Below are 25,893 nucleotides of genomic sequence, written 5' to 3'. Positions count from 1 at the left end.
TATACTATAAAGTATACTAAATTAAGTTTATTTATGTATAATTATATTCAGTTATATTTACATTAACTCTTAAATAAATCTAAAAATATCTATTTTAAGGGTATTTATATTTAACTATATTTTTCTATAGGAATTTAATTTGCCGTATATAAAAAAAGAGTTTGAAACAATAAAAGGTAAAAAGATTGAAGATTTTTTGCAAACTTTAAATCTTGATTTAAAACTAACTCTATCTTTACTTGAAAAAGGCAAAATAAGTGACGAAAATAACAATCGTTTACAAAAAAATCAAATCTTAAAATCAAACTATATTTATATAACTATTTTTGAACCTCTCTCATATGGTTTAAAACCAATATTTGAAACTTTTCATTTTGCTATTTTTGATAAACCAAGTGGGGTAACTGTTCATCCTTTAACTCATCAACTAAACCTATATACTCTTTTAGATGAAATTAGATTTTATTTAGGAGAAAATGCTTCTTTAGTTCATAGAATTGATACAGAAACATCAGGATTAGTATTAGTTGCTAAAAATGCTTTTAGTGATATGTTTTTAAAAGCTATGTTTGAAGAAAAAGAGTACATAAAAAAATATAAAGCTATTGTTTTTGGAAAAATAGATAAACCTATAAAAATAGACACACCAATCACAAATGATGATGGAATTATAAAACTAAAAATGAAAACTGATATAAACGGTAAAAACTCAACAACGTTGATAACTCCTATATCTTATGATAAAAATAAAAATCAAACTTTAGTTGAAGCTATTCCACTAACAGGAAGACAACATCAAATAAGAGTTCATTTAGACTCTATTGGTCACTCTATAATTGGAGATACACTTTATGGTGTTGATATGAATTTTGCAAATGATTTTTTAAATAAAAAGATTTCAAATGAAAAAAGAGAAGAAGTTACAAAAGCAAAAAGATTGATGTTACAAGCAGATTATTTAGAGTTTAAATTTTTGGATATTATTTATAAATTCTCTTCAAAACAAGTAATTAAATAATTTAGCAATTATTTCACAATTTTCAATTAAATTTCCACAATTTTTTCACATCACTAAAAGGGTATCTTTTGTTATTTAACTCATATGAATTTGTTTTTTTATTTTTACCTATTACATTTTTCATATATTTTTATTTAAACTCCAAAAGACTTGTTACTCTTAGTAAAATCTTTTTAGTTGTTGCTTCTTTAGTTTTTTATTCTTGGTGGAATGCAATATATCTTCCTTTGATTTTAGGAAGTATGGTTTTTAACTTTTTAGTAGGACAAAAATTAGGTAAAAAGAACTCAAAATTTATGCTAACTTTTGGGATAGTTGGAAATGTAGCACTTTTAGGATATTTTAAATATGCTGATTTTTTTATAGAAAATTTTAACTGGGTTTTAAATAAAGATGTAAATTTACTACATTTAGCTCTTCCTTTAGCTATTAGTTATTTTACTTTCCAACAAATAGCTTTTTTAGTTGATAGTTATAGAGGTGAAACAAAAGAGTACAACTTTCTAAATTACTCTTTATTTATTACTTTCTTCCCTCAATTACTTATGGGACCTATTATGCACCATAAAGAGATTATTCCACAATTTCAAACAAGATGGAAATCTTATATAAAATGGGAAAATGTATCTTTAGGATTGTTTATTTTCGCTATTGGATTGGCTAAAAAAACTTTAATTGGGGATCCACTTACAGATTTTGCCCAATATGGTTTTGATAATGCTCAAAAACTATCAATGATTGAAGCTTGGTATGCTTCAACATCTTATGTTTTATCATACTATTTTGACCTTTCTGGTTATGCTGATATGGCAATAGGAATTGGGAAAATGTTCAATATTGATATTCCTAAAAACTTTAATAGTCCATACAAAGCAAGAAACTTTGCTGATTATTGGAAAAGATGGCATATCACTCTTTCTAGATTTTTAGGAGATTATATTTATAAAAGTCTTGGAGGAAATAAAACTATTGCTTGGGTTATGTACTTAAATATTATGATTACATTTTTTGTATCAGGTTTTTGGCATGGAGCTGGATGGACATTTGTTGTTTGGGGATTATTAAATGGTATTTTTGTTGTTATGGCTCATATGATGAAAAGAGCAAATTTACAAATGAACTTTTATGTAGCTTGGAGTTTGATGTTTTTAGGATTAATAATCACAAGAATTCTGTTTGTTTCAAATAATTTTAGTGATGCTTGGTATGTATCAACAACGCTATTTGATATTTCAAATTTAAGTTTTTCAAATCTTATGCATATTGACCCATATTTACAAAGTTTTTATATAGTCTTAGCACTATTTTTAGCACTTGCTTGTAAAAACAGTATGGAAATTGCACAAAATTTCAAACCAAATTTCAAATACATATTTTATACAGTAATTCTTTTAACTGCATCTTTGTTTACTTTTTCAAGTGCAAAAGAATTCTTATATTTTCAATTCTAGGAAGAAAAAATGAAAAGAAAACATAAACACTATCTAGTTTTAACTATCATCTTTACATTTATTCTTTTCTCCTTAGGAATAGCTGTAAGATATATAATTGACCCCGTTGGCTTAAATAATAAATTTCACACAGGTTTATTTAAAGATACAGCACTTGCATATAGAACTCAAAAGTTTATTGAATTAAATGAATTTAAACCTAATACAATCATATTAGGAGGAAGTAGAGTTCACTATATGAATCCACAAGATGTAAAAAAATATACAAAAGACAGAGTATATAATCTAGGTTTCCCATTTGGTACCTTAGAAGAGCAATACTATTTTTTGAAATATTCACTTGAACACTTTGAAATAAAAAATGTAATAATTGGATTGAATCTTTATCCATTTAGTGAAAAATTACCAAATAACAATAGTGATTTTGATAAAGAGTTATTTGAAGATGGATTTACTTTTACAAAACAGATAAAACACTATTTAGAAGTGCCTTTATTTAAATATTTAAGATATGTATTAACAACTGATTTAAAAGAGCCTTTTTACAAAGATGGAGCTATTACAGCTTATCAAGAACAGATGACTTTAAGTGAACCTAAAAAACCAAGATGGGAAGCTTCTCTTAGTGGATATAAAACTAAATATAAAGACTATTTAGTTTGGGGAGATACAAACTTAAACTACTTTAAAAAGATGGTTGAATTATGTAAAGAACATAATGTAAATTTAAAAGTATTCACAACTGCAATTCATACTTCACAATTAAAAATTTTAGAAGAAGTAAATAAAATGGATATTTACTATAAATGGAAATATGAAATAGCTAAGATAACACCTTATTGGGATTTTATGTATGAAAATAGTATTAGTAATGATGAAGAAAAATATATAGATTCTTCCCATATAAAACAAGAGTATCTATATTTATATCTTGCAAGAATTTTCAATGATGCAAATACAAATGTTCCTGAGGACTTTGGAAGATTTGTTCCTAAAAAATAATTCCAATCAAAAGATTGGAATTATTATCTTATTTTGCTATTTTATCAACCCATGCACTTATAGGATTTACAATTTTTGTTAATAACCAACTAACAACTATAAACGCAAACATCCAAGCAATTACAGCTGCCCATGCTGGCAAATAATCAAAGAAAATATCATATCTTCCAATTAGTGGCCAATGTATTAAATAAACTTCATAAGAGTAAAGTCCATAAACTGCTAAAAACTTATTGTCAAGCTTTTTCAATGAGAAGATTACTATAAATGCTAACATTATTATCAAACAAGATAATTGTTCAACATAGAAACCTTTTCCCAAAATAGAAGCAATAGTTGGCCAATGATTTGCACTTGTATGCAATGACATATAAACTACAACTGCAAACATCAAAATAATTACTATATATCTAGCTAATCCTTTAGAATTATTTCTAAACTCTTTGATATATTTTACAAGTTTGTTTTCTTTATCTTTACTTTCTTGTAATAACCAAGCAGCAACTATCCCCATAGGAAAAGCTAAAGTATGTAATCTATGTAGCCAATTATCCTCTAAATTTAAAGGATTAAATGTTCCAATCAGTGTTGCAATTACAGCTAAAATTAAAGCTGTTAACCAAGGTCTTTTTACACTAAATAATAGTGGGAAAAGAGCATAAAACATAATCATCCAAGTAATATACCAAAATGGTGAATTCACATCACCAAAACCTCTTGCTGTTGGGAACCAACCCAAAAGTGATTGAATCATATATGGTACAGAATAGAAAGTCCCTAAAAATATCGCATCAGCTGCAAAAATTATAATTAAAGCTACCCAAAATGGTATAAATATTTTGATTAATCTTCTTTTATAAAACTCTAAAGCAGACATAGGTCTTTTTAGCATTCCAACACTCAAACCATAACCAGACATAAATAGAAATAAATCTACTCCAACACCTGCAATAATAGAAAGAGGAAATAAAAACTCTGAATTTGTAACCTTCATATATGCAAAATGAGCAAATACAACTGTTAAAATTCCTAAACCTTTTAACTCCTGTGTAACAGAAATAGGAAAAACATCCGTATGTTGAGACTTCTTAAATGTAAGAAATAAAACCGTTAATAAAACAGCAATAACTATATTTGTTGATAATGCAACATTATCAGTAAGCGTAATAGGCATTAAACCTCCAGATTTCTAAGATAATTTCTTAAAAAATAACTTAATTTCCTTGTGAGGATAATCAAATTTTATTCTTCAATTGGGCGACATAATACCTTAAAATCCATTATTAAGCACTTATATAAAAGTCATTTATTTAATTATATGCTTGTTTTATCTATTTCTAATTTACTTCTAATTTTTTTTTGTGAAAAGAAGTTTTTGATGTTCTTAAAAAAGCTACTAAATCACTATCCATACTTAATAAATGATAATTAAACCAATAAGGAAGTTTTTCTAAATAGTATGATTTTAAAATATTCATACCAAATATACTTGAAGATTTATCAATAAAAAATTCCAACTCTGCAATAACTTTGTTATGTTCATTTTTATGTTCTGTACTTCTTGGATATTTGTATCTATTCATTAAAGTTTCTTCTTTTCTGAAATGATTTCTTGTATGCACAAGTAATGCAATTGCTTTTGATTTTATACTCTCATTTGAATTAATATCTACACTATTATAAATATCAATAAACTCCATATGTAAAGTATCAATTAACTCATTGTTTAGAAGATGATTCTCTTTTTTTAATAACTTTAATACTCTCATTAGTTCCTCCTACTTTGGAAACTAATAATGCAATTTGTATTCCTTAAAGTTATTTTCTCTTTGAATAAATCCAAGATAAAAAAGTTAAAACTACATAAAGAAACACTATAAAAAACATTTGTTCCATTTCAACTTGAAACTCGTAGAAAATTATTAATATTGTACTTGCCAACAATAAAACAATTGCTAAAATTGTAATAAAAAAAGAAGAATCAGTTTTATCTCTTATTTTGAAATTTGCAATTGCCATAAGCAAAGATACAATCAAAAAGGTAACACTTCCAAACTCTAATATCAATTTTAATGAACCACTTAAAATCAAACAAAAAGCTAAAAAACTCATCATCAAAATAGAGTTTGTTGGAATATTATATATATTTCTTTTTTCTAAAAATTTTGGGAAGAATCCATCTTTTGCAACAATTGACATTTGTCTTGAAGCACCAAAAAGAGTACCACTTATTGCACTACTTGTAGCAAGTAAAGCTCCAATAATTACCAAATCATTTCCCCAATGTCCTAAAACTTTATTAGCTCCTGAAGCTAAAGCATACTCTTTATTTGCAATAATATCATCAAATGATATTGCTAAAATTGCCCCAAAAGAAATAACTACATAAAGTAAAATGGCTAATGCAATTGCACTATAAATAGCAATTGGAATATTTTTTTGTGGATTATCCATCTCATTTACAGCATTTATAACTAATTGAAAACCTTCATATGCCACAAAAGTAATTGAAGCAACGATTAAAATAGCTGAAAATTCTACATCTTTACTTTCATTTAATAAATTTGGAATAGTTGTATTACTATGGTTAATTAATACAAAAGATATGATAATCAAAATAACCAATTTTGTATAAACCATCAAATCTTCAATTTTTCCCATACCTTTTACACTCCAAAGATTTATAAGTGTAAAAACAAAGATTACAACTCCTGCAACTAATTTTCTAATAATCTCATCATTTGCATAAGAAAAACTACTAAGAGCATAAGAAGAAAAAGTATATGCATATAAAGAAAGTGTACTTATATATCCAAAAATAACCCACCAACCAATCAATGAAGCTGCAAAAGCTGAATTTGGAAAGGTTCTTTTAAAAAAAGAGTATGTTGCTCCTTCATCTTGATAATAAACTCCTAATTTTATATATGAATATGCAGCTAATGCGGCAACTATTCCTCCTAAAATAATAGCAAACGGAGTATATGCTCCAATCATAGAGACAGAAATTCCTAAAATTGTAAAAATTCCTCCACCTACCATTCCACCTAATGCAATTGCAATTAATTCTGGAATTCCTAAGGTTTTATCTCTTTTTCTATGAATGTCATCCATCACTTTTCCTTATAAAAACAAAATCGAAGTTCAGATAGTATAATAATTCTGATTTAAAAGATTATAAAAAAAGGTAATTTAGTGAAATTTGAAAAACTCATACATGGAAAATTAATAAAAAGATACAAAAGATTTTTAGCTGATATTATTTTAGAAAATGGTGAAATGATAACTGCTCATGTACCAAATAGTGGAGCAATGACTAGCTGTATAGAAGATAATTGTGATGTTTGGGTAAGTTTTCACGATGACCCAAAAAGAAAATTAAAATATACATTGGAACTCACAAAAATAAATGAAAATATAATTTGTACAAATACAGGTGTTGCAAATAAAATAGCAATTGAAGCTATAAAAGAAGGAACAATAAAAGAGCTTCAAGGATATAACTCTTTAAAACCTGAACAAAAATATGGTCAAAATAGTAGAATTGATATTTTGCTTGAAAATGAAAAACAAAAATGTTATGTTGAAATCAAAAGTGTAAGTTTAAAAATAGATAACTATTTAGCCTTTCCAGATGCTGTAACTTCAAGAGGAACTAAACATCTAAAAGAACTTGAAGATATGGTAAAACTTGGTCATCGAGCTGTAATGTTATACATCATTCAAAGAGATGATGAATTACCTTTTAGATTAGCTTGCGAAATTGATAAAAAATATTGTGAAACTTTTAAAGAAGTGACCAAAAACGGTGTTGAAGTTTTAGTCTATCAATCAGCAATAAATCTTGATGAAATTTTTATAAAAAAAGCTTCAAATATATCTTCATTTTGATACAATTGCAAAAATATTATTAGGATTATATTGAACTTAAAACAAATAAGCATTGCAATATATGCAACATACTTAACAAACAAATTTGGTTTTAAATTAAAAAGAGCCAAAACATCACAAGAAAAGAGAAAATTAAGATTAGAATATTCTCAAATACTTCTATCAAAACTAAATATTAATATAAAAGTTTTAAATGAAGAAAATCTTCCTAAAGAAGGTCAATATTTGTTAGTAGCAAATCATAGAAGTATAATTGACCCACTTATTATTGAAATTGCACTAAAAGATTCTCCAATTCATGGTTTTTGGGTTTCTAAAAAAGAGTTATATAACTCTTTTTTCTTTGGCTCTTTTACTAAAAATGCAGATTCAATCCTATTAGATAGAGAATCAGCAAATATGTCATCTTTTTTTAAAGATACAAAAAAAGTTATTCAAGAAGGTAATTCTATATTTATTTTTCCAGAAGGAACAAGAAATAAAACAGATAATCAAATCAGTAGTTTTAAAGAAGGAGCAAAATTAATTGCTTTAAAAAATAAAATTAATATTTTACCAGTTTATATAAAAACTCATGCAAATGAAGTTTTGAAAGAGGCAATAAATAAAAGAAGTAAAAATTTAAATATAGAGATAGAAATTGGAGAAATTATTGATTATAAAGATAAAACTTCATTAGAAGAGTCATATAAAAAACAATTTCATATCAATTAATTTCCATCCATTTTTTTATATTTATAGCAAATTCAAAGGGAACTTCTAAAGGTATATTATGACTTGTTCCCTCTCGTGAAATTACAGTTATATTATGTTTTGTTTTCAAAATTTTTTCTATTGCTTGTTTATTTAAAAGCCTATCATTTAGACTATAAAACATCCAAATTGGAATATCTAAATGAGTTAAATCTTCAAATAAATCTTTTCTATAAAAAGTTGAAGTTAATTGAGAAATAAATTTTTCTTTTCCCAAATCATGAAACATATCCATAATAGTTTGAATTAAATCTTTATCATTTTTATTTTGTTCTTCAACTAAAGATAAAGCTTTTTCATAAGTCAACCCAAAACCTTCTTTTTCAATGATTGTAAATTTTTCTTTTCTTCTTTCAATTTCAGCTTCATTTGTAGCACCAGGAGTTGAAGCAACCATAAAAAGTTTTTTTACTCTATTAGGATAAGTTATTGTAAAATATGAAGCAATATATCCACCTAAAGAAAATCCTAAAAGATTTATTTTTTCTTCTACAAAAGTACCATATAAAATATCTATTATTTCATCAAAATCTGAACTCTCAGGTATTGGAATATGTATTATTTCGTACTCTTTTTCTAAAAAAGGAATAACTCTTTTCCATAATCTTTCATCTGTCATAAGCCCTGGAATAAAATATATTTTCTCTTTCATTACTTACCAATATCAATTAAATTTATAAAAATTGTACAAAAAAATCACTTAATCAGAATATGTAACTTATTCTGATTTTTTAATAAAAATAAGTTTTTATTATTTATAGTAAATTAAGTTTACTTATATAATAATCTCAAATAAAAAATATTATAGGAAATTAATTATGAATAAATTTGATAAAATTAGAGCTTTTTGTAGACCATTTAGAATAGTTTTAGGTATTGTATTAATTGCAATTGGATACTTTACAGGGATTGCTTGGTTCTATTTAGGAATTATTCCTTTAGTTGTAGGAATTATTGACTTTTGTCCTGTTTGTATTATTTCTAAAAAATGTACACCAAAAACAAAATCATAAAAAAAGGGAAGATTTAAAATCTTCCCTTTTTCATTTTAGTTTTAAAATAATTATATATCATCTTTAAGGAAATTCAAAATAATCATTCCATAAAATTTACCATCTTTATAAAATTCAACTCTATATTTTGTTTTCCCATTATCAACTGAATAATTATCTAAAATATCAGATTTTTTAACTAAGATATCATCTTCACTTTCAACACCCGTTTTACTAAATCCAATAATATTAACCCTAAAATCTGTTTTTAGAATTTTAAAATTTTCTTTAATATTTACTTCTTCAGCAAATTTTGTATTTATAATTTTTCCATCAACTTCTATTTTTATATCTTTTTTATACTCTGCAATAGGAAAAATTTGAGGATAAAAATCAGATACTTTTAAATTTCCAATATAGATTTCATATCGATTATCTATAAATTTAGTATCTGCTAAAATATGTTCAAACTTAAAATCATTTTTATCATTTTTTAAAGGTACAAATCTTGTCGTTTTCTTAATATCACTTAAATCAAAAATCATATTATTATTAATTCTTACTTTTCCAAAATCAAAAAGTTTTTTACTTACCTCTTCATAGTTATTTACATCAAAATCTCTTTCAAATTCAATGTTCATTACTTTCATAAATTCTTCAATTGATTTTAATTGATATATAACTTTATGGGCTAAATCTGTAATATTTTTACTTGTTTCTATGGCAAATGCTGGTTTATTGTGAGTAACAGCAAAAAAAGTTAAAGATAATTGCATTTGTTCATCTTTAAACTTTGTTTCTGTATTTTTAACTCCAAAAGAATGAAAATCTTGAAACAATTTATCATTATTTAAAGCATTATTCACTTTTGTGGCAATTTCATCAAGATTTCCAAACTTTTCAAGACCATTTATTTTTTCTTGGTCTATTATAGTTGCTTGTCCCCAAGCATTTGGATTAAAAATTGCATTCTCATAATTTTTTCTAAAAAAACCATGACCATCATGCAAATTTAAAACTAAATCAACTTTTTTATCTAAAATAATTTTTTTTATCTTGTTTACAACTAAATAATCAGGATCATCTTTTTCTATAACACTAAACTTTCTATTCATATCATTGTAAAGACCTCTTTTATTAGCAATGATACTATCTGCATTTATATTTGGAACTATCCAAACATTACCTTTTTTTATTTTGTAATGTTTCTCCAAAAAAGCAGGTGCAAAATATCCTCCTGGTTCATCGCCGTGAATCCCTCCAATAATTAAAAGTGTATTACCTTTTATATTCCCTTCTTTTTTGTATAGAGTAAAATCCTTATTTGCAGCAAAAAGTGGAATAAAAAAAATAACACATATAACAATAAATCTCATGATTCTCCTAATTTTTAATTGATTTTTCTTAAATAAAAGTGGTCGCTAATCATATCATACAGCTATTTAGAATAGCGTTAAAAGTATAAAAACAGTTGTTATTTTATTTCTATAGGAAGTAAAGAAAGAAAACTCAAAGCCTCGGGAAGAGAAAATGAAGCTTTTGTCAAATCATTTTGTTTTGGGTCAATTAAGTAGTTTTTTGATGTTACAAAATTTGCTTTTTTTAGATTGTTTTTTATAAAAGATGATAATTGTAAATCACAATTATCAAAAAGAGATTTTTCCATATTACACTCTTCAAAACCACTATCTTTTATAAGAGAATCTATAAATTTTATTTGTCTTAAATCCATAAGATGAAATGAGTTTTGAGAAAGATTACAAGAGCTGAAAGTAACATCAAATGGTTCATCACAACCACTCCATGAAATACCAATCAATTTACAGTTTTCAAATGAAACATCGTTGAAAGTAGAAGCTTTTAAAACAGCAAGTGATAAATCACAATTTACAAATCTACACTCTGTAAATTTGCATTTATAAATAACTGCTTTTGAAAAATTACACTTTACAAAAGTGCAATTATCAAAATATATAGAGTCTAACTCTTTTTCTTCTAAATCTATAAACTCTTCTTCCCAATAATCATTTGTTTTAAACATTTTTCTCTTTTTATATATTTACTTTGATGATTTTTTGCTAACTAAAATCCCACCAATAACTATAAGAACAATACCTAAAAAAGTATATAAATCAGGTAATGAATCTCCAAGTATCACTCCAAATCCTATAGCAAAAGGAATATTAGAATAACTAACAACTCCGATGATACTAGCACGACTAATACTGTAAGCTCTTGTTAAAAACCATTGAGAAGCAGTTGAAATAATCGCCATAAAAATTATCAAAGCCCAAATAAAAATATCTGTATGTATTTTAAAATGAACATAAGGCGTAAATAAAAACAATCCTAAAGGAATTAATACTCCAACTGTCATAAATGAAAGCATAATAACCCTGGCATCATAAATATCTTTTATCTTTTTAATAGTAGCATAAGCACAAGCTGCAAAAAAACCACCCAAGACTCCCAAAATATGCTCAATAGATATTTCAACTCCAAACGGTTTCATAATAAAAACAATTCCAATAAACCCAATAATAAGAGCAAAAAATGTACGAAGAGTAATACTTTCTTTCATCAAATAGTATGCAAGAATAGTCACAAAAAAAGGTGATGTTTTATTTAATACAACAGCTTCTCCCAAAGGAATAGTTGCTATTGTATAAAAAAATAAAACCATAGCAAGTGCTCCAAAAACTCCTCTTAAAAAAAGTAGATGAAGTTTTGATGTATCAATAGAAACAGAAAATTTTTTAAAACTATAAAGTACAATTAAAACACCTATTAAGTTTCTATAAAAAACTATCTCTATTGGATCCATACTTTGAGATAAATACTTGGCAACAGCACCATTAAGTGCACCTATTAATGCACTTAAAAGCATAAATAAAACACCTTTATCTATGGTGTTTAGTTTTAATAAATTTTTCATTTTTGCAAATAGTGTAGTTGAAAAAATTCAGGCATCATTTTCATTACAAAAGGATATTGTTCTAAAATTTTATCCATTACATCATATACAACTGTTGCATCTTCTGAAGCATATTTAATCTGTCCAGAACTTAGCTCTTTATTTTCCCAATTTGATCTTGACATATTTTTTGATTTTTGTAATTTTTTATTCAAAATTATTGAAGCAGCTTTTTTAGCCCCGATTTGATTTTTTGATGATAATTTTTTAAATATATCTTCTAAATCAATCATTGATTTTACTCTTAGATTAAATTGTTTAAAAAGTGCTTCATTATCACCTTTTAATCCCGTTCCAATTTTTATTATTTTATCATCTTCTAAAAAATTTATAAGTGATTTTAAATTTTTGATTTGTTTAATTTGAATAAGATAACACTTATCTTTTGTAGCTAATTGAATTAGACAAACACCATTATCTGCTTGACCCTTTTTAAAAGTTGGTTTTTGTTCACTGTCAAAACCAATAAAAGGAGTTAATTGGATTGAGTTCATTACATTTTCTAATTGTTCAGAAGTATTAACAACCTCTATTGTTCTATTACCTATTGTATAAGAAACTTGTAAATCACTATCAAGTGAATTATCCATTAAATTAAAAAGTTTTATCATTGATTTCAAAGAAGTAGAACCATTTTCTAAAATATTTTTTAAAACATTTTCTACTTTATTTTCTAAATCATCTTCACAATAATTTCGAATTAGATTTAATCTATTTTCATTAGAGATTACATTTATTATTTTGATTTTAAGCTCCTAATTAATACAAGCATTTTTAAAAAAGTATTGTAACATAAAGAGCTTAGACACTTATATTGCTTCTAACTTTTAATTTAAAACTAACTCGAAGAGTTAAATAAAAGCCAATATCAAGCTTTTTCTACAATTAAGTATGTATGTAATTCTGGATATTGGTCAAATTCTAAATGTCTTATAATACAACCTAAATCTAAAAAACATTTTAGAAAACCATTTATTCCAAGGGAAGAATAATAAACTTCTGCTCCCATATAATCATCTATATGTTCACCAGAATCAATTGTACCACCAAAAGAGAATATAAAAATACCACCAACATTTAAGCTATCAATTATTTTTGCGATTACTTTTTCTTGTTTTGATAAAGGAATATGCCAAATACTATCCCATGCAGTAATAAAATCATACTTCTCAGACAATTCATATTCGCAAATATCTCCATAATAAAAATCAATAGAAGGATGACGTTCTTTTGCTAATTCTATCATTTTACTAGATACATCAATTCCACTTGGAGTAAAACCTTCATCTATTAGTAAATCTATAAATCTTCCTGTACAACCACAACCAATATCTAGTGCTTTCCCTCGATTTTTGGCAAAATTTATTGCTTTTTTATGTTGTATAATTCCATTTGTTTTATCAAATTTTTCATTTTCCCATATATGGGTAATTTGATTGTAAGAATTACCAATATCTAATGGCTTCATATTATTGAAACTTCTCACCAGCAGCTGCTGTAAATGTCATTTCAACCAATAAATTTGGATCAACCAATTCAGCTTTTACACAAGCCCTACTTGGCGCACAATTTTCAGGGAACCACTCATCCCAAATCTCATTTAAGCCATCAAAGTTTGCAAAATCTGTGATATAAATCGTAACTGCTAAAATTCGTGATTTATCACTATCTATTAAAGCAAGTGAAGCTTGGGCTTGGTCAAATATTTGTTTTACTTGTCCTTTTATATCTGCACTTGTATCTGTATCTGCAATTTCTGTAAAAGTTGCAATTCCATTAAAAACTGTCACATCTGACCATCTTTTGCATGGGTTGATTCTATGAATTTTCATTGTTATACTCCTTAAAATTTGTTTTAAATATATCTAATCACCATTTAAAACTGACATTATAGTTGCTCTACTTGTTTTAAGTTCATCCATAATTTTACTGATGTTTAGTTCACCTTTTTCAGTATAGTACTCTTCATCATCTAACATTTTTAGTATTAAGTCTTTTTTCTCAAGTAACTGCTCTGATGTTTGTCTTGTTTGAAATGTAAAATCCTCTTCATCCATAGTTTTAATAGCTTCTAAATCCCTTTTTATAGTAGGAACTGTGACTTTTAACTCTTTTGCTAAATCAATAGGATCTTCTATACCTCTTAAAATCAAATCTCTTATTGCAATTCTTCTCGTTTTTATTTTTCGTCTACGATGATAAGAGATTTTCATTTACTTCCTTTAAAGAATGTTTTTTACATCTTCTTTTAGTTTTTGCATGCTTTCATCTAAAGTGATATTAGAGTTTTTTGATAAAAATTCTTCTAAACCAAAAGTTTTAATTGGAAATTGTTTTGAGAACTTTATAATCTCTTCATCAAGTGTAGAAACCCCTGCTTTTGTTTGAACTAATAAGATAGTAAAAATATCATCTTTTATAGTAAATTTCACATGATTAAAATAAACCTTTGCTTCTTTAAAAATCTCATCTAAACTCAAAGTATCTTTTCTAAAAAATGGAAAAGCTTGTTTTGCATCTCCTAAAACTTCAGTTATGAGATAATATCCAAGGGTATCAGCTGTAATCTTTTCATCATAAACTCTTTTTTGTTTATTGAAAAATTCATCAAGTAATCTAACAAAAAAATTTGATGACATAACACCAATATCTTTTAATATTTCTTTATTGATATACTCAAATATCAAAGGTGAATTTTCTTTTATGTAAGCTTTTAGTTCATTTTCTTGCATTTATATTTCCTATAAAACTTCTAATTCAAAAGGCTCAATATGTGCATTGTATTGTTTGAAGTTATTTATAAAGTGTGAGTAATGAGGAGTTTCATAGTGTTTGTTTAAAGCTTCTTCACTTTCCCATGAATCAATCACGATAAATTCTACTGGATTTGTTTTTGTTTGAAAAACTTCATACATCAAACAACCCTCTTCTTTTTTTGTATCTTCTATAGTTGATTTAAGTAATGCTTTTAGTTCTTCTATACAATCTCTTTTTGCTAAAAATATTATTTGTCTTGTTACTGCCATGATAATCGCTTTAATTTGTTTTTTGTATTCTAATTAATAGTAGCTTTAGTTTCTATATTTAAGTACAAATTTACTATATTAAAATCTTAATAAATAAATTTATGGATAAATACAATAATGAATAAAAATAATATAGAAACTTTTGAAGAACTTATCAATCTAAGTGATTACTCTTTTACAAATAAGCTAAATGCTGACCCAGACGCAAAATATAGTGGAGATAATAAATTTCCAAGAGAGGTTTTTACTGGACATTATGTGCCAGTAAGTCCAACTGCTATCAAAGACCCGATATATATTTCTCATAGTGAGAATTTTTTTAAAGAGTTAGGTTTTAGTGAGAACTTACTAAAATCAAATGATTTTATCAAACTATTTTCAGGTGATATGTCTAATATCTCTAATCTTTCACAAAATAAAGGTTGGGCAACTGGATATGCCTTATCTATTTATGGAACTGAATATTATGCACAATGTCCTTTTCAAACTGGAAATGGGTATGGAGATGGTAGAGCAATCTCAGTTTTAGAAGCCCTAATAAATGATAAAAGATGGGAATTTCAACTAAAAGGTGCAGGAAAAACTCCATATTGTAGAGGTGCAGATGGACGTGCAGTTTTAAGGTCAAGTGTAAGAGAGTTTTTAGCTCAAGAACATATGCACTCACTTGGTATTCCAACATCAAGGTCTTTAACCCTTTTTACTTCAACAAAAGAGCAAGTAACTAGACCTTGGTTTAGAGATAATTCATACTCAAAAGACCCAGAAGTTATGATAGAAGAAGATGTAGCAATTACTACAAGAGTTGCAACTTCTTTTTTAAGAGTTGGTCAATTAGAACTTTTTGGCAGACGAGCTAGAAAAAATGAACATGAAAATGCTTTAAAAGAGTTAGAAATGATTGTTTTACATTTGATTGAAAGAGAATATAGTGAAGTAATCAATCAAAATTTGAGTTTAGAAGAAAAGATAATATTACTTGCAATTGAGTTTCAAAATCGTCTTACATCACTAGTAGCCAACTGGATAAGAGTTGGATATTGCCAAGGTAATTTTAACAGTGATAACTGTGCAGCTGGTGGTTTTACACTTGATTATGGTCCTTTTGGATTTATAGAGATGTTCGACCCTAAATATCAATCTTGGACTGGTGGAGGAAATCACTTTTCATTTTTCAATCAACCAGTTGCTGCTTTTAAAAACTTCAAATCATTTTGTAGTGCATTAAAACCACTACTTAGTTCAAATAAAGAAACTTTAGAAGAACTAGAAAAAATCGAAAATAACTTTAGCAAAGTTATGCAAGAAAAGATGGAAAATATGTGGGCTAAAAAACTTGGACTTGATAAGTTTGATGTTGAGTTGTTCGAAGAACTAATCAATCTTATGATAGATACAAAAGTTGACTATACTATATTTTTTAGAGAGTTATCAAATATCCCTGATGATATAAGTAGCCTTGAAAAAAGTTTTTATGGAAAAACACAAAATGAAAATATCAAATTAAGATGGAACAGTTGGCTTGAAAGCTGGAAATCACTTATAAATGTAAATGATGAAGAATCAAAACAAAAACTATCAAAGCAAATGAAACTTACCAATCCAAAATACACTCTAAGAGAATGGCATCTAGTTTGGGCGTATCAAGAAGCTGAAAATGGAAATTATCAACCAGTGCAAGAGTTGCAAGAGATAATGACAAAACCATATGAAGAACAAACAGAAGAGATAGAAGAAAAATATTATATAAAAAAACCTTCAGATTTTTTTGGAATAGCTGGTATATCACATGTTAGTTGTTCGTCGTAAAAGAAATTAAGTTTAATATCTATTCCAACTTTAATGTTGGGATAGAAAAGTACAAATTAGTTTTTATCTATATAATCTTATATTATTTAGTAAATTTCATATAACATAAACTATTTTCTTTTATACCAGTTTGTATATAACCAAAATGTTCATAAAATCCTTTAGCTGTTAATGTACTTTCAAGAGTAAATACTTGAATACCCAAATCTAAAATACTATTTTCCGCTACTTTTAATAACTCTCTACCAAAACCTAAACCTTTAGCTTCAGGTAAAATGTAGCAAAGTTCTAAAAATCCATTGTGATTTATACTTGATACGCCAACTAATTTTCCATCATTTTCAGCTACAAAGAAATTTATCTTTTTATTATTAATCCAAGCTTTACAGTTTTGTATAGTTTTATTTGCAAGCCACTCATCTAGCTCTTTTTGATTTTTTTGATGGTCAAGTTCGCATAACTCTATTATTGATCTACGTAAAATATTACAGATTTGCTGAGCATCAGAAACTTTAGCTTTTCTTATCAAAATTTACTCCTTTAAAAACTATAACTAATGTGTAGTTAGTAAATATTATATCAAAAAACAAACAGATCAAGTATTTTACATGTTAGTTGTTCATTCTAGAAAGAAATTAAGGGTAATTAAAAAGGATAATATTTTTTTATTGTCCATTTTTTATTGCATCTTTTATAATTTGTGCAACATTTTCAGAAGTGATATTTTTATCTTTACAATATTTAGATTGAAGCCAAGTTGAAAGTTGTTTTTGCCCTTTACTAGCATTACAACCACAACAGCATAAAGCTATATTTTCTCTTGTTATAATTTTGGCATCATTGATTATATGTTCCCAACTTGCAGCCGTCTTTTTTGAAATTTTAACTGATGTAAATTCAACACCACAATAAACACAAACTTTATCTCTTTGTCTAATTTCTTGTTCTAAAGAAGAAGGTATATTCCAATTATTTGCCATTGAGTTTCCATATAATAAAAAAGTTGAATGATTTTAAATAAAGCTGTAAATTTTAGCTTCAGACAAGGAAAAGAAGAAAATCAACGATTGAGCATACAATAAGTATGTGATTGAGTTGATTTTCTTATTTGACGCAGTATCAAGTTAAAAGATACTGCTTTATTTTATTCCCACTCGATAGTTGCTGGTGGTTTTGATGATATATCATACACTACTCTATTAATTCCATCAACTTCGTTAATAATTCTTCTAGAGATTGTTTCAAGTATTTCATGTGGAATATGTGCAAAAGTTGCTGTCATTCCATCTGTTGCTTCTACTATTCTTACACAAACAGTGTTATCATAAGTTCTATTATCACCCATAACACCTACAGATTTTACGTTTAATAATACTGTAAATGCTTGCCAAGTTTTATCATAATAACCAGTTGCATGTAATACATCAAGCATAATAACATCAGCTTTTCTTAATAACTCTAAATCAGGTTTATTTACATCTCCCATGATTCTAATAGCAAGTCCTGGTCCTGGGAATGGATGACGTCCAATCATAGATGCTGGAAGTCCAAGTTCTAATCCTAAAGCTCTAACCTCATCTTTGAAGATTTCTCTTAAAGGCTCAACTAATTCAAATTTCATCCAATCGGGAAGTCCACCTACATTGTGATGAGATTTGATAGTTTTTGAAGGACCTTTTACAGAAACTGATTCAATAACGTCTGTATATAAAGTCCCTTGTGCTAAGAACTCAATACCTTGGTGTTTTTTTGCTTCTTTATCAAATACTTCGATAAATGTTTCACCAATGATTTTTCTTTTTGTTTCAGGGTCTGTAACACCTGCAAGTTTAGTTAAAAATTCTTCACTTGCATCAACAGTGATAAGTTTTACACCACGTGCTTTGAACATTGATTCAACTTGTTCTCTCTCATTTGCTCTTAATAATCCATTATCAACAAATACTGGAATTACATTTTCACCAATTGCTTCAGCTAAAAGTGTTGCTACAACAGAAGAATCAACTCCTCCTGAAACACCACAAAGAACTTTTTTATTTCCAACTTGTTCTTGAATTCTTTTTATTTGCTCTTTAGCAAATGAACCCATATTCCAAGTAGATTCACAACCACAAATATATTTTGCAAAGTTTTTTAATAATTTACTTCCCTCAACTGAGTGGTAAACTTCTGGATGAAATTGGAAAGCATAGATATTTCTTTCAGTATTTGCAATAGCTGCAAAAGGCGAATTTTCACTTGTTGCGATTTTTTCAAATCCTGATGGAATATTTTCTACTCTATCTCCATGACTCATCCAAACTATTTGACCGTCTTGTGTATCTTTAAAAATTGGATTTTCAACTTCAAATTTAAGTTTAGCTTTTCCATATTCATGATGACTTGCAGGAATTACGCTTCCACCAAAGTGTTGAGAAATTAACTGCATTCCATAACAAATACCTAAAATTGGAAGACCAAGTTCAAATATTGTAGTATCAGGATGATAAGCATCATCAGCATAAACAGAAGCAGGTCCTCCTGAAAGAATAATTCCTTTTGGAGTTCTAGCCATAATATCTTCGATAGATTCACTATAAGGAACTATTTCAGAGTAAACACCTGCCTCTCTTAATTTTCTAGCAATGATTTGAGTATATTGACTACCAAAATCTAATACTACTATTGGTACATGTTTCATATATTGTTTCCTTCGTATTTTACACTTAAGTGCTTGAATATTACAAATTTAAGTTAGATATTTTATCTAAAGAGTTGTAAAAAATTGGTTAAGTAAAAAAATAGCTAAAAAAAAAGGCTATTAGAAAAAATCTTCTAATAGCCTTTCAAATATTTAATAATAATTTATTAGTGACTAATTCCCAAAATGTGATATTGGAAATACCAAATACTAACAGAAACTATATAACCAATAAGAACTGTCCATGCAAATTTCATATGAGAACCAAAAGTATAAATTCCGTGTAATTTACCCATTACTCCAACACCAGCAGCCGATCCAAAAGAGATTAATGAACCACCAACTCCTGCTGTTAATGTAACTAACATCCATTGGTCAAGTCCCATTTCTGGATTTGCTTTTAATATTGCACTCATTACTGGAACATTATCAACAATAGCAGATAAGAATCCAACACCAATATTTGCCCAAGTTGCACCTAATACTGACGGATCATATACTATTGCTGCTAAAGCTAACCATCCAACAAAATATAATGCACCAACAGCAGCTAAAATACCAAAGAAAAACATTAAAGTATTATTTTCAATTTTTGCCATTGAATGAAAAATATTAAAATGTTCTTTCCCATATTTTTTACTTAATCCATAAGAATAAACTTTTAATAAAGCTAAACCAAACATCATACCCCACATTGCAGGTAAATGTAATACTTGATGAGACATAACCGCACAGAAGATTGTAAATATTCCAAGAATCATAACAACTTTAGCACCTTCAACCATTTCAGGTTTTTTCTCTTTTGTTGCATCAAATTCTGGTACTACTTTTGGAACAAATCTTGATAATAAAAATGCTGTAACTCCATAACCTATAATAGCTGATGGAAATAAATATAAAAAGTCTGTAAATACACCTTTTCCAGCAGTCCATGCCATAAGTGTTGTAATATCTCCAAAAGGTGACCATGCACCTCCTGCATTTGCAGCTACAACAATATTTATTGCACCTGGAACTAGGAAATCTTTTCTAGTTTTTTCAATAGTGATTAAAACAGTTGATAAAATAAGTGCTGTTGTCAAGTTATCTGCAATTGGAGAGATAAAAAATGCTAAAAATCCAGTTACCCAAAATAGTTTTCTATATGTATAACCTTTTGAGATTAGATTATATTTTAATCTATCAAATACACCCATATGTAATAATGATTCAATATAAGTCATGGCAACAAATAAGAAGAAGAAAATTTCAGCAATTTCTAAAATCAAATGTTGAGCTTGAGTGTGAACTAAATTCATATCTAAGCCATTTAATGAATAATAAATAGCTACTAGAATAAACATAAATGTACCTATAAATAAAGCAGGTTTTGCTTTATCAATTGCATATTTTTCTTCCGCAGCTACAAAATAATAACCAATTACAAATATAATTAAAGTTGCGAACCCAACCCAAGTCATAGTTAAATTAGGAATTTCACTTTCACTTGCTGAACTAGCAAATAAAGATAAAGTTCCTAAGAGCAAAGTCATTATAACTTTTAACATCAATTCTCCTTAATATAGTGTGCACCAAGCGATTCTTTACGCTTTAATGCAGATTTTAGAATAGATTTTGCCGTAAGTAGCCTTAAAAAAAGTAATCTACCTACATCTTTTTTTAGATACTCTTCAATGGTTTCTAGGGATTTTTCCAAACTTTTTGGCTCTCTTACTATTGATGCATAAGTCCACATAATCTCTCTTAAATTATCTTTTATATCTTTATCAATATCTTTATTTCTTACATAATTAATAATTGGTTTATCATAACTTTCTGGATTAATTTTAAAATTTTCTTTTAATGAAGTTTCAACAGCTATTTGGGAAAATACTAAACCTTCAAGCAAAGAATTTGAAGCCAATCTATTTGCTCCATGAACTCCTGTACAAGCTACTTCACCTATTGCATAAAGATTTTTCATTCCTTTTACTTTTCCGTTTAAATTAACTTCTATTCCTCCCATTGAATAATGAAATGCAGGTGAAATAGGAACTCTTTCAAAAGGTAATTCATATCCTAATTCTTTCAAATTAGAATAAATATTTGGAAATCGTTTTTTAAAAGCTTTTTTTTCAAAAGTTTCAAAAGATAAATAAACTCCCAAACCTGTTTTTTTATTGTAATCAAAAATAGAACGACTAACTACATCTCTTGGTGCTAATTCACCATCTTTATGATAATCAAATAAAAATCTATATCCGTTTTCATCAACAATATATGCCCCTTCACCTCTTAAAGCTTCACTTAAAAGAGGCTTTCTAGCAAAGTTTGTACCTCTTACAACTGTTGGGTGAAACTGCATCATCTCCATATCTTTTAATGGAAGATTTTTTTCTGCAATAATTCCTTGCACTTCTCCTGCATTTGCAGTTGAATTTGTATGGTATCTATAGATTGAACCTACTCCCCCACTTGCAATTATTGTATTGTGAGCATAAACTATTTTTTGATTTGTTTCATTAGTAAAATATTGAACTCCATAACAGATATCATTTTCAATAAGTAAATCACAAACAACTGCTTGTGTTACAATCTCATGAGGACAATTTTCTAGCAAAAAGATATGCATCATTCTACCTGTTGCATCACCATCAGCATGTAAAATTCTATTTCTGCTATGAGCTGCTTCTTTTGTATAAGCTAATTCACCCTTGTCATTTAAATCAAATTTCATACCTGCATCAATAAGACTTTTTATTGTTGAAATTGATTTTTTACTTAAAAGTTCAACTGCTTCTTTATCGTTGTAATTAACTCCAGCTGTTAAAGTATCTTTTATATGAGTGGGAATATCACTTTCATCAACAGCACTTGCTATTCCTCCTTGAGCCCAAAAAGTATTACAATTCCAAGTAGACATTTTACATAAAATTAAAACTCTTTTATCTTTTGGGATCAATCTAGCTGCATTTAATCCTGCAACACCTGTACCTATTATTACATAATCATATATCATTGTTGTTCAACTTTATTATTTTGAGCAACTTTTGAATCAGATTGGATATATGTTGGATCATCTTTATATCCACAACCACTTAATGATAATATAAAACTTGCTATAATTAGCACATGAAAAAAATTAATGAAATACTTAGTCATCTTAAAAATAATCCTGAATTTAGAAAGATTAATACTTCTTCTTTAATAAGTAAGTTTATAGAAGCACTTCCGTTAAAACTTAAAAAAGGTGTAAAATTTGGCTATGTTAAGAACCAAACTTTATATTTTGTATTAACTCATCCTGTTTATAAAATGGAATTTGAGTATAACAAAGCAGATATAAAATCATTATTAAAAAATTTCAAGATTGCAAATGTTGAAGATATAGGATTTTTTGTGACCAATGTAATTGAAAAAAAAGAGATAATAGAAGAAGAAAAACCACTTTATAAAGAGCGTTCTTATGGTATTTTTGAAAATAAAGCGAAAGATGAAAAAATCTTCAAGAAATTTGAAAAGATAAGAGAAATTATAAAAAATTCTTAAATCTTTTTTCTATCTCTTTATAGTTTGGACAATAAACAGCTACTAAATTCCAAAAATCTTTAGAATGATTTTTATGTTTTATATGAGCTAATTCATGCACGATTACATATTCCATAACTTCAATGGGGAATTTCATAAGTAAAATATTAAAATTTAATCCATTTTTATAATTGCAAGAACCCCAAGTTCTTTTATTTTTTCTGTAACTTATTGAAGTTGGGAAAAGACTCATTTTTCTTGAATACTCTTCTAATTTTGCTGGTAATATTTTTTGAATTTCTTTTTTGTAAAAAAGATCTAAATTTTTTATTCTAAAATCTTCTATCTTTTTTCTTTCACCTAAATATAAAAATTCATCTTCATTTATTATATTTTTTGATAATTTAGCTATTGAAGTTTCTATCCATTCTCTTTTCTTTTCTACCAAACTTTTGGCATCATAAATAGTAAAATAAAAATTTGCTCGAATATGTATCAAATCATCTTTTATTACTCTCATATAACAATGTTTTATATTTTTTTTATTTTCCAATTTTACAGTTACAATTTTTTTATTTATTTCAATTTGAAAACTCAAACTATTTATTCCTTAAGTATTTATTTGTTAAAATCCCGAACTATTATATCAAAAGTATAATGTTAATTTTATTGAGGAAAATGCTAATGAAAATTGCAAACAGAATGGAGAACTTATCTCCATCGGTTACTATGGCAATAACTGCCCTAGCAAGAGAGCTTAAAGCTCAAGGTAAAGATATACTAAGTTTTAGTGCAGGAGAACCTGACTTTGATACACCTGAATTAATTAAACAAGCTGCAATAAAAGCTATTAATGAAGGACAAACTAAATATACAGCCGTAGAAGGTATTATCAAAACCAAACAAGCAATTATTAACAAACTAAAAAAAGACCACAATTTAGATTATAAGTTAGATGGTATCGTAATTAGCAACGGTGCAAAACACTCATTATTTAACCTATTCCAAGTACTTGTTGAAGATGGTGATGAAGTAATTATTCCAGCACCTTATTGGGTAACTTATCCAGAACAAGTAAAATTTTCAGGTGGTGTTCCTGTATTTATTGATACAGATGATTCAACAGAATTTAAAATTACACCTGCTCAATTAAAAGCTGTTATCACACCAAAAACAAAAATTTTACTTTTAAATACACCTTCAAACCCAACTGGTTCAGTATATTCAAAAGAAGAATTAACTGCACTTGGAGAAGTTTTAAAAGGAACAGATATTATCATTTTATCAGATGAAATGTATGAAAAAATTATTTACAATGGTAAAAAATTTACTGCTTGTGCTGAAGTATCTGAAGATATGTTTAAAAGAACAGTAACTATCAATGGTTTAAGTAAAGCTGTTGCTATGACTGGATGGAGATTTGGATATATTGCAACTTGCGATACTGCACTTGCAAAAGCTTTAACTAAACTTCAAGGACAAGTAACTTCAAATATCAATACAATGACTCAATATGCTGCTATTCCTGCACTTGAAGGTGATGCTGATAAAGATATTGAGATGATGAGAGTTGAATTTGAAAAAAGAAAAAATTATGCTGTTAAAGCATTCAATGATATCAAAGGTTTATCTTGTATTGAACCTGATGGTGCATTTTATCTTTTTGTAAATATCAAAGAAGTTTCAAATGATTCTATGAAATTCTGCGCAGATTTATTAGAGGAAAAAGGTGTTGCTTTAGTACCTGGACTTGCCTTTGGTACAGAAGGATATATAAGATTCTCTTTTGCTACAGATTTAGATACTATTAAAGAAGGTATCAAAAGAATCAAAGAGTTTGTAGAAAGTAAATAATGACTTCTCAAAAAAAAGCTACCGTTGTTTCATCAAGTGTTGCAGCGGTACTTACTCTTTTAAAACTTATAATTGGATTTGCAAGTGGTTCTGTAGCTGTTTTAGCATCTGCTGTTGATTCTATTTTAGATATGTTTGTATCTATATTTAACTATTTTGCAATTTCAAAATCTGAAAAACCAGCTGATAAAAATTTTAATTATGGTAGAGGAAAGATTGAAGCCTTAGCTTCTGTTATTGAAGGTACTATTATTACCTTATCTGGATTTTTTTTACTTTATCAAGCAATAAAAAAAGCAATTGTTGGTGAAACATCCCAATATCTTGATATTTCTATATATGTTATGATTATTTCTTTAATCATCACTATCTCATTAGTAACTTATTTAAATTTTGTCGCTAAAAAAACAAATTCTATGGTTATTAAAGCTGATGCATTACACTATAAAACTGACGTTTTTAGTAATCTTGCTGTTCTAATTTCACTTTTACTTGTAACTTTCACTGGATATGAAATCATTGATGTTTTTGTTGGTGGAGGAATTGCAATTTATATTATTTATTCCGCTTACGAATTAATTCATGAAGGGATTTTAGTTTTATTAGATAGAGCTGTTGATGAAGAAGTTGTATCAAAAATTGAAGAAATTATAAAAGAAAATAATAAAGTTAATACTTACCATTTATTAAAAACAAGAGAAGCTGCAAATCAAACATTTGTTGAAGTTCATCTTGTATTTGATTGTTTAATTACTTTGATGGATGCACATAGAGCAAGTGATTCAATAGAAAATAAAATAAAAAAATTAGATACCTCTAGAGATTGGATTATAAATATTCATATGGATCCATATGATGATTTCAAAATAAATGATTTACATCATTAAAAAAAGATAATTATTCTTTTTTTAATGAACTTATAACTTCCTTTTTTTT

At 27.1% G+C, this 25,893-nt stretch carries 29 protein-coding genes; 10 read left to right on the top strand and 19 right to left on the bottom strand.

The genetic code is table 11. The annotated features are described in order from the left end of the window. The first annotated feature begins 139 nt into the window (after positions 1-139). The 3 genes from ADFLV_RS05595 to ADFLV_RS05585 all read left to right on the top strand — a co-directional run bounded on the left by ADFLV_RS05595 (position 140) and on the right by ADFLV_RS05585 (position 3,471). On the top strand, positions 140-1,018 hold the full coding sequence (locus ADFLV_RS05595) for an RluA family pseudouridine synthase (RefSeq protein WP_129011125.1): 879 nt from the start codon (positions 140-142) through the stop codon (positions 1,016-1,018). A 68-nt stretch (positions 1,019-1,086) separates the two neighbouring features. Beyond that, a complete protein-coding gene (locus ADFLV_RS05590; RefSeq protein WP_129011126.1) occupies positions 1,087-2,469 on the top strand; it encodes an MBOAT family O-acyltransferase in 1,383 nt (460 codons plus the stop codon). A gap of 9 nt (positions 2,470-2,478) precedes the next feature. Then, entirely contained in the window at positions 2,479-3,471 is a 993-nt protein-coding gene (locus ADFLV_RS05585; RefSeq protein ID WP_129011127.1) for a hypothetical protein, read from the top strand. Positions 3,472-3,499: 28 nt separating this feature from the next. Here ADFLV_RS05585 and ADFLV_RS05580 read toward each other — a convergent pair whose 3' ends face one another. From ADFLV_RS05580 to ADFLV_RS05570, 3 genes are all read right to left on the bottom strand, one after another. Then, complete coding sequence (locus ADFLV_RS05580; RefSeq protein WP_129011128.1) at positions 3,500-4,645, bottom strand: acyltransferase family protein; 1,146 nt, start codon at positions 4,643-4,645, stop codon at positions 3,500-3,502. A 163-nt stretch (positions 4,646-4,808) separates the two neighbouring features. Further along, positions 4,809-5,240: a bacteriohemerythrin gene (locus tag ADFLV_RS05575; protein ID WP_014473879.1), complete on the bottom strand. Its 432-nt coding sequence runs from the start codon at positions 5,238-5,240 to the stop codon at positions 4,809-4,811. Positions 5,241-5,289: 49 nt separating this feature from the next. Further along, entirely contained in the window at positions 5,290-6,585 is a 1,296-nt protein-coding gene (locus tag ADFLV_RS05570) for an APC family permease (protein WP_014473878.1), read from the bottom strand. Positions 6,586-6,666: 81 nt separating this feature from the next. Here ADFLV_RS05570 and sfsA point away from each other — a divergent pair, with 81 nt between their 5' ends. After that, positions 6,667-7,362, top strand: coding sequence for a DNA/RNA nuclease SfsA (gene sfsA, locus ADFLV_RS05565; protein ID WP_129011129.1), 696 nt, complete (start codon positions 6,667-6,669; stop codon positions 7,360-7,362). 30 nt (positions 7,363-7,392) lie between these two features. Next, positions 7,393-8,076 carry a lysophospholipid acyltransferase family protein gene (locus ADFLV_RS05560; RefSeq protein WP_014473876.1) on the top strand — a complete coding sequence of 228 codons (684 nt, stop codon included), beginning with the start codon at positions 7,393-7,395 and terminating at the stop codon, positions 8,074-8,076. Here ADFLV_RS05560 and ADFLV_RS05555 read toward each other — a convergent pair. Further along, entirely contained in the window at positions 8,069-8,767 is a 699-nt protein-coding gene (locus ADFLV_RS05555; protein WP_014473875.1) for an alpha/beta fold hydrolase, read from the bottom strand. The genes ADFLV_RS05560 and ADFLV_RS05555 overlap by 8 nt on opposite strands. A gap of 166 nt (positions 8,768-8,933) precedes the next feature. Here ADFLV_RS05555 and ADFLV_RS05550 point away from each other — a divergent pair, with 166 nt between their 5' ends. Further along, positions 8,934-9,128 (top strand): YgaP-like transmembrane domain, encoded by a 195-nt coding sequence (locus ADFLV_RS05550; protein ID WP_014473874.1) that lies wholly within the window; start codon positions 8,934-8,936, stop codon positions 9,126-9,128. A 50-nt stretch (positions 9,129-9,178) separates the two neighbouring features. Here the strand turns inward: ADFLV_RS05550 and ADFLV_RS05545 are convergent, their stop codons facing one another. From ADFLV_RS05545 to ADFLV_RS05505, 9 genes are all read right to left on the bottom strand, one after another. Further along, positions 9,179-10,483 (bottom strand): M99 family carboxypeptidase catalytic domain-containing protein, encoded by a 1,305-nt coding sequence (locus ADFLV_RS05545; RefSeq protein ID WP_129011130.1) that lies wholly within the window; start codon positions 10,481-10,483, stop codon positions 9,179-9,181. Between the two features lie 98 nt (positions 10,484-10,581). Then, the gene (locus ADFLV_RS05540) at positions 10,582-11,148 is read right to left on the bottom strand and encodes a pentapeptide repeat-containing protein (protein WP_129011131.1); all 567 of its coding nucleotides are present in this window, start codon (positions 11,146-11,148) and stop codon (positions 10,582-10,584) included. An 18-nt stretch (positions 11,149-11,166) separates the two neighbouring features. Continuing rightward, on the bottom strand, positions 11,167-12,042 hold the full coding sequence (locus ADFLV_RS05535) for a DMT family transporter (protein ID WP_228712377.1): 876 nt from the start codon (positions 12,040-12,042) through the stop codon (positions 11,167-11,169). Continuing rightward, positions 12,039-12,692 (bottom strand): 3'-5' exonuclease, encoded by a 654-nt coding sequence (locus tag ADFLV_RS05530; protein WP_228712379.1) that lies wholly within the window; start codon positions 12,690-12,692, stop codon positions 12,039-12,041. Before ADFLV_RS05530 ends, ADFLV_RS05535 begins: the two co-directional genes overlap by 4 nt. Before the next feature lie 257 nt (positions 12,693-12,949). Then, positions 12,950-13,549: a class I SAM-dependent methyltransferase gene (locus ADFLV_RS05525; RefSeq protein WP_129011133.1), complete on the bottom strand. Its 600-nt coding sequence runs from the start codon at positions 13,547-13,549 to the stop codon at positions 12,950-12,952. Between the two features lies 1 nt (position 13,550). After that, the gene (locus tag ADFLV_RS05520) at positions 13,551-13,913 is read right to left on the bottom strand and encodes a RidA family protein (RefSeq protein ID WP_014473868.1); all 363 of its coding nucleotides are present in this window, start codon (positions 13,911-13,913) and stop codon (positions 13,551-13,553) included. Positions 13,914-13,946: 33 nt separating this feature from the next. Then, positions 13,947-14,294 carry a hypothetical protein gene (locus tag ADFLV_RS05515; RefSeq protein WP_129011134.1) on the bottom strand — a complete coding sequence of 116 codons (348 nt, stop codon included), beginning with the start codon at positions 14,292-14,294 and terminating at the stop codon, positions 13,947-13,949. Positions 14,295-14,303: 9 nt separating this feature from the next. Next, on the bottom strand, positions 14,304-14,813 hold the full coding sequence (locus ADFLV_RS05510) for a hypothetical protein (protein ID WP_129011135.1): 510 nt from the start codon (positions 14,811-14,813) through the stop codon (positions 14,304-14,306). A gap of 9 nt (positions 14,814-14,822) precedes the next feature. Then, complete coding sequence (locus ADFLV_RS05505) at positions 14,823-15,107, bottom strand: putative quinol monooxygenase (protein ID WP_129011136.1); 285 nt, start codon at positions 15,105-15,107, stop codon at positions 14,823-14,825. A 117-nt stretch (positions 15,108-15,224) separates the two neighbouring features. On the opposite strand from ADFLV_RS05505, the gene ADFLV_RS05500 reads away from it, so the two are divergent. Then, on the top strand, positions 15,225-16,916 hold the full coding sequence (locus tag ADFLV_RS05500; protein WP_129011137.1) for a protein adenylyltransferase SelO family protein: 1,692 nt from the start codon (positions 15,225-15,227) through the stop codon (positions 16,914-16,916). A gap of 82 nt (positions 16,917-16,998) precedes the next feature. On the opposite strand, the gene ADFLV_RS05495 is transcribed toward ADFLV_RS05500, so the two are convergent. The 5 genes from ADFLV_RS05495 to nadB form a co-directional block, all read right to left on the bottom strand. Next, positions 16,999-17,445: a GNAT family N-acetyltransferase gene (locus tag ADFLV_RS05495; RefSeq protein WP_164968502.1), complete on the bottom strand. Its 447-nt coding sequence runs from the start codon at positions 17,443-17,445 to the stop codon at positions 16,999-17,001. A 136-nt stretch (positions 17,446-17,581) separates the two neighbouring features. Continuing rightward, positions 17,582-17,896, bottom strand: a complete 315-nt coding sequence (locus tag ADFLV_RS05490) for an HNH endonuclease (RefSeq protein ID WP_129011139.1) — start codon at positions 17,894-17,896, stop codon at positions 17,582-17,584. 164 nt (positions 17,897-18,060) lie between these two features. Further along, positions 18,061-19,596 (bottom strand): glutamine-hydrolyzing GMP synthase, encoded by a 1,536-nt coding sequence (gene guaA / locus ADFLV_RS05485; protein ID WP_129011140.1) that lies wholly within the window; start codon positions 19,594-19,596, stop codon positions 18,061-18,063. Positions 19,597-19,763: 167 nt separating this feature from the next. Next, positions 19,764-21,143: a sodium:proton antiporter NhaD gene (gene nhaD / locus ADFLV_RS05480; RefSeq protein ID WP_014473860.1), complete on the bottom strand. Its 1,380-nt coding sequence runs from the start codon at positions 21,141-21,143 to the stop codon at positions 19,764-19,766. After that, positions 21,143-22,594 (bottom strand): L-aspartate oxidase, encoded by a 1,452-nt coding sequence (nadB, locus tag ADFLV_RS05475; protein WP_129011141.1) that lies wholly within the window; start codon positions 22,592-22,594, stop codon positions 21,143-21,145. The genes nhaD and nadB overlap by 1 nt, the downstream gene beginning before the upstream one ends. Before the next feature lie 113 nt (positions 22,595-22,707). On the opposite strand from nadB, the gene ADFLV_RS05470 reads away from it, so the two are divergent. Further along, complete coding sequence (locus ADFLV_RS05470; protein ID WP_014473858.1) at positions 22,708-23,124, top strand: DciA family protein; 417 nt, start codon at positions 22,708-22,710, stop codon at positions 23,122-23,124. Here ADFLV_RS05470 and ADFLV_RS05465 read toward each other — a convergent pair. Further along, the gene (locus ADFLV_RS05465) at positions 23,108-23,701 is read right to left on the bottom strand and encodes a M48 family metallopeptidase (protein WP_014473857.1); all 594 of its coding nucleotides are present in this window, start codon (positions 23,699-23,701) and stop codon (positions 23,108-23,110) included. The two genes, ADFLV_RS05470 and ADFLV_RS05465, sit on opposite strands and share 17 nt — an antisense overlap. A gap of 86 nt (positions 23,702-23,787) precedes the next feature. On the opposite strand from ADFLV_RS05465, the gene ADFLV_RS05460 reads away from it, so the two are divergent. Both ADFLV_RS05460 and ADFLV_RS05455 read left to right on the top strand, forming a co-directional pair. Further along, the gene (locus ADFLV_RS05460) at positions 23,788-24,957 is read left to right on the top strand and encodes a pyridoxal phosphate-dependent aminotransferase (protein WP_129011142.1); all 1,170 of its coding nucleotides are present in this window, start codon (positions 23,788-23,790) and stop codon (positions 24,955-24,957) included. Beyond that, complete coding sequence (locus tag ADFLV_RS05455; protein WP_014473855.1) at positions 24,957-25,844, top strand: cation diffusion facilitator family transporter; 888 nt, start codon at positions 24,957-24,959, stop codon at positions 25,842-25,844. Before ADFLV_RS05460 ends, ADFLV_RS05455 begins: the two co-directional genes overlap by 1 nt. Positions 25,845-25,893 lie beyond the last annotated feature (49 nt).

The sequence above is a fragment of the Arcobacter defluvii genome, assembly GCF_013201725.1.
GTDB lineage: Bacteria > Campylobacterota > Campylobacteria > Campylobacterales > Arcobacteraceae > Aliarcobacter > Aliarcobacter defluvii.
The sequence above is the reverse complement of the archived record's forward strand: the minus strand, read 5'-3'. Positions and strand labels throughout refer to the sequence as shown.